The sequence below is a fragment of the Pelagibaculum spongiae genome (assembly GCF_003097315.1).
GTDB classification, from domain to species: Bacteria; Pseudomonadota; Gammaproteobacteria; order Enterobacterales; family Pelagibaculaceae; genus Pelagibaculum; species Pelagibaculum spongiae.
On the sequence record NZ_QDDL01000001.1, the window covers coordinates 1,096,173 to 1,108,833 of the forward strand.

Consider the following 12,661-nt stretch of genomic DNA (forward strand, 5'->3'; position numbering starts at 1 on the left):
GTAGTGCTGTTGCAAGAAGTAGCAAATTCTAAGAGAAGACTGGAGAGTGCAATGCAACACACAATGCTTAAAGGCAAGTTGCACCAGGCAAGGGTTACCCATGCCGAGTTAGAGTATGAAGGTTCATGTGCAATTGATAGTGAACTGTTGGACGCATCAGGAATTCTCGACCACGAGCAAATCCAGATCTACAACATCGCCAATGGCGAGCGGTTCACAACCTACGCAATTCGCGCAGAAGCCGGCTCCAGAATCATCTCTGTAAATGGTGCAGCAGCACACCGAGCTTCTGTTGGTGATCGTGTAATTATCTGCGCATATTCTGCAATGAGCGATCAAGAAGCCCGTGCATATAAACCACACCTGGTTTATATCGGCGAAGGGAACGAAATTGTTCGTTCCAGCAACGCCATCCCGGTTCAAGTCGCTTAATTATTAAGTCGACCGAAAACCGAAAAAACGCCGTGCAAAGCAATTTGCACGGCGTTTTTTTTGTTTAAAAAATTAAAACCATTCAGCAAAATCTGCCGAGCACGTCATCCTCACCAAAGACGACTGCATGGATGCAGAAGGTAGAGCGACGCAGAATGCCAAAGCCGAGATGCCGGGCAGAAAAGTTGCGTCCCTGCATTTTCTGCATTTATTACATCCTTTTGAGTCACCCAGTTGCCATGGATGGTGATGGTTAAAACAAATTCGGTGTTTAAAGGTGAACCTACCGCTTACAGGTTGGTACGTACCACCCCGCCCTTTTATTTATCTGACAATTACGTCGTTATACAGTTGTATCCAAGATAAAAAGCACTTTATGATCACAGACCTTGCTAGCAGCTTAATCACTAGCAAAACCTGCATTCGCACAAGGAAGAACAAAAACAAACAGGAGTCACAAGATGCACGAAGTAGTCATAGTTGCCGCGGGTCGTACCGCAATCGGAAGTTTTGGCGGCAGCCTTGCCGGTGTTCCAGCTACCGAATTGGGCGCAACCGTTATTCGCGGCTTGCTGCAAAGTAGCAAAATCCAACCTGAACAAATCGATGAAGTCATCCTCGGCCAAGTATTAACTGCTGGCTGTGGTCAAAACCCTGCGCGTCAGGCTTCAATCAATGCTGGCCTGAAAGCCGAAACCCCATGCATGACCATTAACAAGGTTTGCGGCAGTGGTTTAAAAGCTGTTCAACTGGCAGCCCAAGCGATTGCTTTGGGTGAAGCAGAAATGATTATTGCTGGCGGTCAGGAAAATATGAGTGCATCGGCACATATTCTGCCTGCTTCCCGTGATGGCAAAAAAATGGGTAACTGGGAATTGCAAGACACCATGATCAGCGATGGATTATGGGATGCTTTCAATGACTACCACATGGGTATTACTGCCGAGAACTTGGCAGAAAAATATTCAATTAGTCGCCAGGAACAAGACTTGTTTGCAGTCACTTCGCAAAACAAGGCCGAAGCGGCGCAAAATGCTGGTAAATTTAACGACGAGATTATTGCCGTTTCAATTCCACAGCGTCGTAAAGATCCAATCATTTTTGATCAGGATGAATACCCTCGTCACGGTGCCGACATCGAAGGCATGACCAAGCTTCGCCCGGCCTTTAAAAAAGATGGCACGGTAACCGCCGCTAATGCTTCTGGCATTAATGACGGCGCAGCCGCTGTGATTGTTTGTTCTGCCGAAAAAGCCGCAGAACTGGGTTTAACGCCTCTGGCAACCATTGCTGCATCAGCGAGCGCTGGTGTTGACCCATCAATTATGGGTATTGGCCCGGTACCAGCCACTCGCAAGTGTCTGGAAAAAGCTGGCTGGAGCATGGATCAACTCGATTTGATCGAAGCGAATGAAGCTTTCGCCGCGCAAGCAATTGCCGTAGGCAAAGAACTGAAGATTGATGCTGAAAAATTAAACGTCAACGGCGGTGCAATCGCACTGGGCCACCCAATTGGTGCATCCGGTTGTCGTATTCTGGTTAGCCTGATCCACGAAATGCAAAAACGCGACGCCAAAAAAGGCGTGGCGACATTATGCATTGGCGGCGGCCAGGGTGTTGCATTAGCGCTCGCGCGTTAAAAAAACACCACCCTATTTCGGTCGGGCTGTTTCAATTCAGCCTGCAGCAGCCTGGCTGAAATACCTTGAATGCTTCTTTTTAAATCCCTCAAAAACTTTCACCGCACCTTCGTTTTATTGCTAGCCAGCGCGTCATCCATAGTTCGGTTATTCGGTTTTAATTGCTGGCCACCGCGTCATCCATAGTTTGGCTACTCAGTTTTCATTGCTAGCCCCTGCGTCATCCATAGTTTGGCTACTCAGTTTTCATTACTAGCCCCCGCGTCATCCTCGCCACGGAGGGCGGGGAACCATGGCCATGGATGGTAAAAGAACTTACTTCAGATCAAACAACCACCTGCCAATTACACTGCAAGCGCCTCAAATCCAACCAAACCCTTTGATTAGATTATCAATAGCGGTAGAATTACAAAATAACATTTGTCTAGCAGATACTTAGCGCCATCTAAAGATGCATTCGGAAAGCACGTATCGCTAATAAACCGAGCCAACAGGCAAACCGAGCGGCTCGGATAACCGGGTGATATCGGGATATTCGATCAACAAAATTAGCAGTAACAGTGAAACCCATTGCTAATTGACTAATAACCGAGACATTGTATTGACGGGACTGATTAACTGGCGAATTTACAGCCTCTGATACCGGAAATATCTGGATAGTCAAGCCAAGAAAAACGGGGTTTCCTACCAATACAATGTTAACAATACAAGGATAGTTTCGTGCGAATAGAGAGTCAGCAAGAAAGGATAATGAGACTTCAAAGTGCAGTAAATGCAATATTACTGCATGAACCTGCTAATAGTTTTAGAAACCTTATCGAAAACAATGAAGATCTGTTCAAAGGATTTAGGTTAGTTTATTCCACGAATAATCTTGATTCTGATTTTTCACATTCCTCTCTGAAGGAAATTGAAGAACATTGCCCAACACTTAAAAAGTATTTCTATGGAAAGGGAATATTGTTCTATTCAGATAAACTCTACGCTGCGACAAAGAGACAAGGGCGCATTGAAATACCAATTGACTACTCACTAAGCCTTGACTCAAATGCGGCTGAAAGGTTTAGAGTTTGGGAGAATGGTGGTTCTCTAGATAAAGCATAAGAATAACGCCACCCAAGATACTATTTATACTTGCCAAAAAACATTTGATTTCTCATATGGTTGCCATTGATTTAATCTTTGGCAACCGTTGATTTTTGCAGGAACGGCACTTGAAAAAGTTGTCATTTTCACATCATGCCAGCACCTAGAGCTATTCTATACGATCCGAAAGAAAATCCATTTCTCCATGTAATTTCGCGTTGTGTTAGGCGAGGGTGGCTGTGTGGTGAAGATCCAACGCTACTTAAAAAGCACCGTAAGAATTACGATCACCGTCGCCAGTGGATTGTCGATAGAATTGATCGGCTGAGCAAGGCATTTGCGGTTGATATCGCAGCTTACGCTGTGATGTCGAATCATTATCATCTAGTAGTTTATGTCGATGTCGAGCGTGCAAAAAGCTGGAATATTAGGCAGGTGCTGTTGCAATACTGCAAAGTGTTTTCGCCTCACCCTTGGGTTAAAGATTATCTCGATCCAAACAAGCACCGTTTACTTACCCATATGCAAGTTCAGTGGGTTGAAGACACTGCCAACACGATTTACCGAGAACGGCTTTATTCCATTAGCTGGTTTATGCGCTCAATTAACGAGCCGCTAGCACGCATCGCCAATGCGGAAGATCTATGCAAAGGCCGCTTTTGAGAAGGGCGCTTTAAAGCGCAAGCGTTGCTCGATCAACAAGCACTGCTAACCTGCATGGCTTATGTCGATCTTAACCCGCTTCGTGCAGGCATTGCACAAACCCCGGAAGACTCAAATTACACTTCAGTTCAAGCGCGAGTGGAAACGGAATTACCCGCGAGTAATCATCGCAGGAAAAAAAGCCGAAAAAGAAATCATCAACGCCGATATGATTACAATTTCGCCCGATTAAAACCTTTTGTCGATAGTGAAAGAAAACCCAGCATTAACATCAAAGACACGGTTCATCCGCTGCCATTAAAAGATTATTTGGAATTAGTTGATGCCAGTGCTCGCATGGCGCGCACTGATAAGAAACATATGGACAGCAGTTTGCCGCCCATTTTTGAACGATTAGAAATCAAAACAGATGCTCGCTGGTGGGCTTCTGCCATGAGCGGTCGCAGCACTGTGATGGCCAGTGCAAGACAGTTTGCCCATGCGATGGGCGATGCGCTGAACCTCAAACAGTTTAAAGAGCGGGTCAAACAACAAACCGAGGCTTGGCAACAGCAAGCACAAACATCTGGAAAACAACCACCCTCCTGATGCTCATTTTTATTGGGTGAGTTTAAGTCAGAAGCTTTAAAATAAGATGTAATTTCAATAACCAGAGTTAATCTGGTTTTCGCCGTGGCATCAATTCGGTATGATCGCATTCGAAACGAAGAAAGTGACTGCCGCAATCGCATCGAATGCCAGTTTTTTCAGTTATCCCGGTCATTAGATTTATTGATTGGGATATAGTTAAGATCATGGGTGGCGTATTGAAATTTGCTCATTTTTATTGGGTGAGTTTAAGTCAGAAGCTTTAAAATAAGATGTAATTTCAATAACCAGAGTTAATCTGGTTTTCGTCGTGACATCAATTCAGTATAATCGTATTCGAAATGAAGAAACGGTTGCCGCAATCGCGTTGAATGTCAGTTTTTTTCAGTTATCCCGGTCATTAGATTTATTGATTGGGATATAGTTAAGATCATGGGTGGCGTATTGAAATTCTAGGTACATGATGAAAATAGAATTTTTTAAGTCGATGGGAATTATATCTAAATATTGGCGGAGGCGATTGGTGTTCACAGCAATAAATTTTCGGGCATTATCCTTAATCAGTCATCATCCTATTCATAGTAAACCCCCGGTGTCAGATTGTGACATGTAAAGAATGAATCCGCTGCACTATTTATTGGGCTCAACCGATTCATTTTCTGTGCCAGTAACAACTGGTAAATTTTCCAATTGTGGCTCGGGTCGACCTCTAGATCTGCCACCGCTTTATAGCCAGCACCAATCAGTCCAAAACTAGAGGTAGGGTAGAGCTCAAGTTTTCTTTTCAAAATACCATTCTCGATACTATCGAACAGGATACTGCTATTTTTCGGCGAAATGCAGCATAAGCTGCATATAGCACCAGTAATTCTGATATTCGATTCAATTTTTTCGTGAGCACTCTCCTTAGCCAACGCAAGCCCTATAAACTCACTAGCAGCCAAAAAGCTTTGCATTAGACTAATGGCCATCGCAAGTGATGAGCCAGAAGCAGCCCAATCCAGAATAACTATTTTTTTATCTGGCGGAATGTAGCAACAAAATTTTTGGTAGAGGCAAACGGATTTCTTCCAATGCATATGCGGATTAAAACTGCTAGAAGTGTAGCCCTGAAAAGAAATAGGCATTAATGTTGCATTATCTTTTCCAGAAATATGCTGAATGGCAGCAATGACTGGTGCAGGGGAACGGCCTATGCCGAGAAAGAAATGCTCACTTACTGGAAAACGACTTAAGATGAGCTGACACAAGGAATGAAGCTCTTCAAAATGAGTGTGATCAAGCTGGCTAAACAAAATGCATTCCGGGTCTGTGCTTTCAACGTCCAAGTAGAATTTTCACTCGCTAGCCGGTTAACTGACTAACTGAGCATAGTTAAAGAAAAGCTACATTGCCGATCGCAAAAGCCCAAAAACCGTGCTCGTCACGATTTTTTATTTTAATGCTACAGATGATGCCTAGCAGAATCAGTGAACATGGATTAGAGAGATGTAAATTCGAAATTAGATCCGTTAATTAACCAACCTCTGATCTGACACCTATGGATGAGACGCCTAAAGCTCTGAGGGAAACAACTGCGCCGGGAAACAACTGCGCCAGCCATAGAAATAACAATGCAAGATAAAACACAGTTTATGGGTAAACTGGTTTGTTTTTCTTTCAGTTAACTCATCATTAATGTTTTTTTGTTGCTGAGAAAAACCTTTCCACCCAAAGCTCCTAGAACTTCATCCCCAAGAACTTTTTATATTGAATAGATCAGTAAATTATATTATTGGTCTGCTTTCTTGAAACCAGGCTGAACTAGCATCAAATCAACCAAAGGCCTCACTCGACTCAGCTTGCACTGCAAGCCAGCCGGTACCTGACGATGTAATAGTAAATACACCACTAATCCGGCAGTATAATCACAATCGAACCAACAACAAAACCGAGCCAACCCACTCTTTTAAGCAACCTAATATCCAGGTCATAAGAGAGTTGCTACAGGCTTGCGATGCTGCACAAAGAATATTGCATTGAAACTAAGGTTTTTATTTGCTCTGACGGTTATTTTTTCTAGCTCAGCTTTTGCAGAAAAATGTAAATTGGAATACTTGACCAAGTTGGAATATACCGATATAGAATGCCAATTTTATCTCGGTACTGCGGCTTATAGAAACCAAGTTTATTCAGCGGCAGTTGCACACTGGAAGTACATTATTGAATCTCCCGTAAAATATGAAGGTGATAGTGAAATAAAATCGAGTGCACTTAGCACAGTTACCTTTCTAACTTACCATGGGTTAGGTGTAAAAAAAGATAGAGAAAAAGCAGTAAGCCACTGGAAAGATGCTGTAAAAAGCGGTGACCTCGAAGCTCGAAGACACTTGGGTTTTGCCTACTTTGATGCTAATTTTCGCGGTAAAAATTTGGTCGAAGCCTTAGGTTGGTACGAATCTATTTTTCTTTTAGTGCCTAACCCTGAAGTGCTGGATGAATCCGATCAAGCAGTATTTAACGATGCTGTCGAAGGTAGTTTGAAACTAAAAGAAATATTATCTGATCGCCAACAATAAAAAGCAAAAACATTCGCAAGAGCAGTACTCTAAAAGCTAAAGCAATGGCTATGATATTTTGAAAGTATAACTCAATCCTTCCAGCCACAATCTCACCAACCTGCATCTAAATATTTTTATCGTCAGTTCTAGTTGAAATGAAAAATTACAGTAAAGGTCGCTATTTTCTTAAAATATAACCTCTCTTCCACTCCTCTATTATCAATAAACTGAAATAGTGAAAAGTTAATATAAAAATATTATTTTCTCTGATACCACTTTTTCTTAGGAGAACCTTTTACCGGAGCGACAGGAGTGACAGGAGCTATCGATGGTTCGAATTCTATTGCTCGCCAATATTGTAAATTTCTCGCGTTGCTCAAATAATATCCTATAAAAGCATCAGCCACTTTTTGCAAGGGCTCGTCTAATAATTCCGAGGTGTATCTGCTATGAAAATTAATTTCAACACCATCAGAAATAAATATTTTTCGGCCAATAGGAGTATTGACTGTAGCGATTATAGCGATATCACCCAACTCTCTATCGACATCTGTACTGTAAAGATAAATTAAAGCAGCATCGGATCTTCGAAGAATATGTCTAATGCTATTGCTTGCTTGCATCGCTTTTGCCATCTTCTTTGAGTTCTCGTCCATTGATGCTGGCAGATCAAATAGCTGCCAACTTAATGGATTCTCTGGACAGATCTTTGGAACGGTAAAGCTGAGGGTTCCAAAAGATAATATCCTCACACAACTAGGCATCTTCACATAAAAAAGGTCGTTAGCGCCATCAAAAACAGATCCTGCCGCATTGGCGCCTACCGCTCCAGCGTCATCAGGCACAGGTTTTTCCTTGAAATGGCCCACTGCAAATTTAGCTTGAGGAGTTTCGAGAAGCTCCTTAAATCGACCTCTATCACCACCTGCAGCCAATAAACCACAGCAACCATAGATCACTCTCGCAAGATCATTTGAGATGACCGCACCTTGCGTGGACATGGCAACTCTCCTGGAGATATTAATTTTTTTGACACTACTGCCCCCAGGAAGAGCACCTTGGATGGCAGACATAAGAACACTTTGCTGTGCAGTAATTTCTTCCTGCATCTCTCGATCTTCTATTGCCATCCTGTCCATAATCAAAATCCATTTTGAATAATACGATCAATGTAGACAGAGAAATGTTGATTTACCAGCTACCCAAACACCGTGCTAGCTAAGATTTCACTAACATTAATCAAAATTTTTCTTATCGCCAGTAAACCGGTTTAGACCTCTCGATCTACTGGTCTGCTGAGTCATTTAAAAAAACTGCTTGTCACAGTTTGTTTTATACCTTCGACTGCAACATCACCAGAGGCCCTAATCAGTTCAACTTGCAAGGCAAGCCCAGGATGAATGTGCAGTGATTGAGCCACTGTATGACGCAAATCTGAAATTATAAAGCATGGGCAAGCGGGCCGATGTTAGATGACTCAATAGTAAATTGAGAGACATTCCGGCAATATGCTCGACCAAAGTAACAACAAAACCAAACTGACACCTCTTCAAGAGCTTTTTTTGCAAGCTCTTAACGAATACCTTTCAGTCAAATCGAATGCAATCCACTGATCAATCAAGGTAAATTTGAAGACATGAAGATAACAGCTGCAATTTATACATTAATTATGCTGTGTACAGTTTTACTAGCTCCATATCAGTTACCAGTCCCCAAAATTGGCGGCGTATTGGATGCAGGGTATCACTGGACTTGTAGCAGTTCGAAAACGACTGGGTTTAGGTGTGGCCACCCAAATGTAAAAGCCGAAGACAGCAAGCTAGTTAGCAAAGCCTTAACGTTTGTTAAATTAGAAAAACTAGCTACAAAAAGCATCCCCATTAAGTATCGTTTGAATTACACACGGTTAATATCTGAGTGGTTATTTATAACATTTCTCACATTAATATGGATGCTTGCATTTCAATTCAGTAATACTCCCAACAAAAAAAAGCAAGTAGGCGTATAGAGAATAGAAATAGATAACTTACACTGGGAGCGCAGCCTATCTCACTTACACCTTATGCTCTTAAATTTTTTTGATAAAAAAGCCACGCTACCCACGATCTAGTTAATCCCAGACTAAATGTTTTTTATCTCTCGTAGATCAGTAGACTTTACAGCCAGCCTGTCGAGGCATTTAAAACCTGTTTGCTGCAATCTGTTTTAACTCTAGCAATAGCTGCTCAGCCTGCAACAGACATTTTTAATGCGAAAACATAGCATTTCATTAATTAGCTATTATTGCTCTATTTTTTAGAACCAATCTAACCGTGACTACAACATAATAAATTTTTAGGTAGACATGATTAAAATAGTGGTTGGTGCGGATACGTCACTAATAATCTTTTTAAAACTGCGAATTTTCTTTCTTTAGAGTAAAATGGCATGTCCGCATATTTCCCCACTCCTGATTAAGAAAAGAGTGGATTAACTTAAAGGACAACTATCCTGACAGGACGGGGTAGTAACACCAGCTGCAGTTGATAGAATAGAAATACCGGTACTTACTAATGATACTTCAGCATTGATCGAAAGTTTAGATGATGAAGAGCTAACCGCTTGCCAGCTATAGCTGCAGATGTTTTAGATCTTAAGAGCATGTATTTGAAAAAACAACACGATAAAAATACAGTAGTGAGCGCCCCTCTTCAATAGGTGAGACTATACTCTCAGCCAACACTCGTTGACAAAGGGAGAGAAGTGAAATGGATTCTACAGATCAGAGAATGAGTGCTATTTACCAAATCTGGAATGTGTGTGGTATTAATAAAGTAGATGATTTCAATGCAGCGATTCATGAAAAAAACAGATTATTGTTAAGAAGAAGTGGGCTATGTGTAATCTGGCTGGCAAATGCTTTAATCGAAAAAAATTATAATTGCCGACAATTCGAACAATACTTTACTGAGCCAGAAAAAAAAGAGCAGTTACGCCATATAGAACAATGGGCAGCGCCGTTATTGTTACAAACAACATATGAAATGAGGGGGCACCATGGTTTCAATCAAGGAGAAGAAATTCGCGAAATTGATATCAATAAACTTGATACGAGTAATCCGCCTATCAGCGAAAAGCTTAGCGATGGCTCGCGTGAAACAAATAGAATAGTTGTTAGAAGTATTTTTGATAAAATCGAGTTTCATTCTAACGGAGAAGGGGTTTTAATAAAAGCTATAAGCAAGGATTATTCTAGCTCGGCAGTTCTTGCTGTTTTTCGAAATTATTGTGACAACAAGCTATATCTTTTTGATCCTCTGATAGGTGTTTTATCGTTGAATACATTAGATATAGCACGCGTTGCAATGATGGTAGATAGTTTATTAAATCATAAATACCTCATTACAAAAGGTTCTATTAATTGGTATAACTTCACTAGATCAAACCCACATCTTTTAATGACTGCAAAGGAATATAATGCACTTGGAAATTAATTATAAAAACACAGTCAATTAACACTCTGACATTACTCTTTAATCGTAGAGTATTATATATCGTTACAAATAATTTTGAGCTAACCTATCTAACCCAATCTATCGGATTAACAGTGTCAGCACTCGCATAATATTTACCCTGTGCGATGCGCCTACTTTTCTAAGAGTGAGTCTACACGAAATTATTTAGGTGATGGTTTTACCGTTATTTCGCACTACATATATTTTATTTCCGCCGGACGATATTATTAGCTTTAGCAATATTTTTTTGGCTCTTTTTTATTGGATTACTCTATTTTTTTCAACTGATATTTAATTAATATTTGGATGAAGGCAAACACTATGAGCAACACGCAGTCAGCTAAGCTGACAGACTTTTCTTTGGAAATGACATCTCGAGATATCGGCAGCATCCCCCAAGTCGCAGCTTCTATTTCAAATAATACCCAAGTGAAGATTGCCTACTTGGGTAATGAAACCATGAAACAGCGCCTTGATGCAATTGAGGCACTCAACAAGCACTCCCTTGAGCCGATGCCAATTATATCAGCGCGTCGAATCACTTCACCAGCTGAGCTGGAGTCATATCTTTCACAGGCCAAAAAGGTTGCTGCAATCGAAAGTCTGTTTCTTGTCGGCGGCGACCCTTCAGCACCACAAGGGCCATTTTCTGACTCATTAGAACTCATTCAAAGTCATTGCATCGAAAAATTTGCCATCAAAAATATTGGTATTGCTGGCTACCCGGTGGGCCACCCAAAGGTTCACAATGATATTTTATGGGCTTACCTCAAACAAAAACACAGTGAATTGGTTGCCAGAGGATTTTCTGTAGAAATTACTACTCAGTTATCTTTTGATGCTGAAGGCGTTATTAACTGGATCGAGCAGGTTCGACAAGCCAATATTGATGCCCCAATTCGTATTGGCGTACCCAGCCCAACAACCCTTACTGGGCTGATGAAGTTTGCTAAGCAATGTCGTGTCAGTACATCGCTAGGTTTGCTGTTGCAGTATGGTTGGAAGGTCAGTTCATTATTGGGAAATATCGGGCCAGAAAGCTTCCTTGAAATTATTCAGGAACGCTTACAACAGCTTGATTTAGGCGATGTCCGCTTACATATTTATCCTATCGGCAACCTGGTAAACGCTGTTAAGTGGGCGAATAAAAATCTTTAAGTTAAAGGTCGAAAAAACCAGCCCAAATTTATCAACGCGCTATAAAGATGAAATTGAGCCATCCCTGCCACCCTTGGTGTGTGGATGCCTGCTTCCTTGTTCAGAATGAAGAAACAGGCTTTTGACTTCGATATCAAAAGCCATGCAGAACCGTTACCGGGAGCGCAGGCAGCTTGCCTGCATAGCGCCAAAGGCACATAAATGCTTTCTCATGCAAATGCAGGCGGGCCGCCTGCGCTCCCAGCATCAAACCGGTAATTTTAATTTTCTCACTGGAGAATAAACCTACTTTCCGGCAATATGTTTAACAAATAAACAAAAAAATGAGCCTGATTCGCATACACCTACCTTCATTTTATGCTTGAGCGCAGAATGTAGACTAAATGGAGTTAATCTCGAAGCTCGTTAGACAAGGATATTAAATGAAAGAATTAATAGTAAGACCTGGCGATGTTGTTGTAACCAATTTTAGTATTTATCAACACTGGTCAATTGTTACGGATAAGCTTTGCTCGCTTGGAAACCCAATACTTATCTCTGCAACCAAAAGAAATGGCACTGTACAAGAAGAGCCATGGCACATCGTTACTGACAACAAAAAAACATATGTTGCTGACATGCCTATGGATATACCTATCTCACAGTTACTTGCGAACGCAAGATCCCAAATTGGAAAATGGGAATATTCAATAACATCTATGAACTGCGAACACTTTGTAAAATGGGCGTCAGGATTAGAGGTCTCATCAACACAAGTAGTAAAAGGTGTTAGCGCTACTGCTGCGGGCATTGCTGTTGCAGCTGCCGTATCTGAAAACCCCAGGCTACTTAAATTATTAGGCATTGGTATCGCTATTGGTGGGCTTGCTGTTCTAGCATCAAGAGCCGTTGAAAAAAACAATACCGAAAATGCTTAAACAAGCCCTATACGATTAATTCGGTACACTTCACGCCAAATGCATAACGCTTTGCTATGTGAACAAGCCCTCACCTTTCTTGGTGAGGATAACGGCGTTTAGCCTTACCTAGGGCACATTACATGCGAACCGTCTGCGTTCCC

11 protein-coding genes are annotated in these 12,661 nt (G+C 41.5%); 9 read left to right on the forward strand and 2 right to left on the reverse strand.

Going from position 1 to position 12,661, the window contains the following annotated elements; genetic code table 11:
• The first annotated feature begins 51 nt into the window (after nt 1-51).
• The 5 genes from panD to DC094_RS04700 all read left to right on the forward strand — a co-directional run bounded on the left by panD (nt 52) and on the right by DC094_RS04700 (nt 4,409).
• A complete protein-coding gene (gene panD, locus DC094_RS04680; RefSeq protein ID WP_116685895.1) occupies nt 52-432 on the forward strand; it encodes an aspartate 1-decarboxylase in 381 nt (126 codons plus the stop codon).
• A 461-nt stretch (nt 433-893) separates the two neighbouring features.
• Nucleotides 894-2,072, forward strand: a complete 1,179-nt coding sequence (locus tag DC094_RS04685) for an acetyl-CoA C-acetyltransferase (protein ID WP_116685896.1) — start codon at nt 894-896, stop codon at nt 2,070-2,072.
• 750 nt (nt 2,073-2,822) lie between these two features.
• On the forward strand, nt 2,823-3,176 hold the full coding sequence (locus tag DC094_RS04690; protein WP_116685897.1) for a hypothetical protein: 354 nt from the start codon (nt 2,823-2,825) through the stop codon (nt 3,174-3,176).
• Nucleotides 3,177-3,311: 135 nt separating this feature from the next.
• The gene (locus DC094_RS04695) at nt 3,312-3,821 is read left to right on the forward strand and encodes a hypothetical protein (RefSeq protein WP_116685898.1); all 510 of its coding nucleotides are present in this window, start codon (nt 3,312-3,314) and stop codon (nt 3,819-3,821) included.
• 24 nt (nt 3,822-3,845) lie between these two features.
• Nucleotides 3,846-4,409, forward strand: coding sequence for a hypothetical protein (locus tag DC094_RS04700; RefSeq protein ID WP_133245464.1), 564 nt, complete (start codon nt 3,846-3,848; stop codon nt 4,407-4,409).
• A 572-nt stretch (nt 4,410-4,981) separates the two neighbouring features.
• Here DC094_RS04700 and DC094_RS04705 read toward each other — a convergent pair.
• Nucleotides 4,982-5,704, reverse strand: a complete 723-nt coding sequence (locus DC094_RS04705; RefSeq protein ID WP_133245465.1) for a hypothetical protein — start codon at nt 5,702-5,704, stop codon at nt 4,982-4,984.
• A gap of 723 nt (nt 5,705-6,427) precedes the next feature.
• Here DC094_RS04705 and DC094_RS04710 point away from each other — a divergent pair.
• On the forward strand, nt 6,428-6,967 hold the full coding sequence (locus DC094_RS04710; RefSeq protein ID WP_116685901.1) for an SEL1-like repeat protein: 540 nt from the start codon (nt 6,428-6,430) through the stop codon (nt 6,965-6,967).
• A 239-nt stretch (nt 6,968-7,206) separates the two neighbouring features.
• Here the strand turns inward: DC094_RS04710 and DC094_RS04715 are convergent, their stop codons facing one another.
• Nucleotides 7,207-8,088, reverse strand: coding sequence for a hypothetical protein (locus DC094_RS04715; RefSeq protein ID WP_116685902.1), 882 nt, complete (start codon nt 8,086-8,088; stop codon nt 7,207-7,209).
• A 1,608-nt stretch (nt 8,089-9,696) separates the two neighbouring features.
• On the opposite strand from DC094_RS04715, the gene DC094_RS04725 reads away from it, so the two are divergent.
• The 3 genes from DC094_RS04725 to DC094_RS04735 all read left to right on the forward strand — a co-directional run bounded on the left by DC094_RS04725 (nt 9,697) and on the right by DC094_RS04735 (nt 12,518).
• Nucleotides 9,697-10,422 (forward strand): hypothetical protein, encoded by a 726-nt coding sequence (locus DC094_RS04725; protein WP_116685904.1) that lies wholly within the window; start codon nt 9,697-9,699, stop codon nt 10,420-10,422.
• A gap of 342 nt (nt 10,423-10,764) precedes the next feature.
• Nucleotides 10,765-11,601: a methylenetetrahydrofolate reductase gene (locus DC094_RS04730; RefSeq protein ID WP_158527215.1), complete on the forward strand. Its 837-nt coding sequence runs from the start codon at nt 10,765-10,767 to the stop codon at nt 11,599-11,601.
• 422 nt (nt 11,602-12,023) lie between these two features.
• Nucleotides 12,024-12,518, forward strand: a complete 495-nt coding sequence (locus DC094_RS04735; protein ID WP_116685906.1) for a lecithin retinol acyltransferase family protein — start codon at nt 12,024-12,026, stop codon at nt 12,516-12,518.
• Nucleotides 12,519-12,661: the final 143 nt, after the last annotated feature.

Bases quoted from the DNA above. Each gene is read 5' to 3' on its own strand.
- panD (WP_116685895.1), top strand. From the start codon at position 52: ATGCAACACACAATGCTTAAAGGCAAGTTGCACCAGGCAAGGGTTACC.
- DC094_RS04685 (WP_116685896.1), top strand. From the start codon at position 894: ATGCACGAAGTAGTCATAGTTGCCGCGGGTCGTACCGCAATCGGAAGT.
- DC094_RS04690 (WP_116685897.1), top strand. From the start codon at position 2,823: ATGAGACTTCAAAGTGCAGTAAATGCAATATTACTGCATGAACCTGCT.
- DC094_RS04695 (WP_116685898.1), top strand. From the start codon at position 3,312: ATGCCAGCACCTAGAGCTATTCTATACGATCCGAAAGAAAATCCATTT.
- DC094_RS04715 (WP_116685902.1), bottom strand. From the start codon at position 8,088: ATGGACAGGATGGCAATAGAAGATCGAGAGATGCAGGAAGAAATTACT.
- DC094_RS04725 (WP_116685904.1), top strand. From the start codon at position 9,697: ATGGATTCTACAGATCAGAGAATGAGTGCTATTTACCAAATCTGGAAT.
- DC094_RS04730 (WP_158527215.1), top strand. From the start codon at position 10,765: ATGAGCAACACGCAGTCAGCTAAGCTGACAGACTTTTCTTTGGAAATG.
- DC094_RS04735 (WP_116685906.1), top strand. From the start codon at position 12,024: ATGAAAGAATTAATAGTAAGACCTGGCGATGTTGTTGTAACCAATTTT.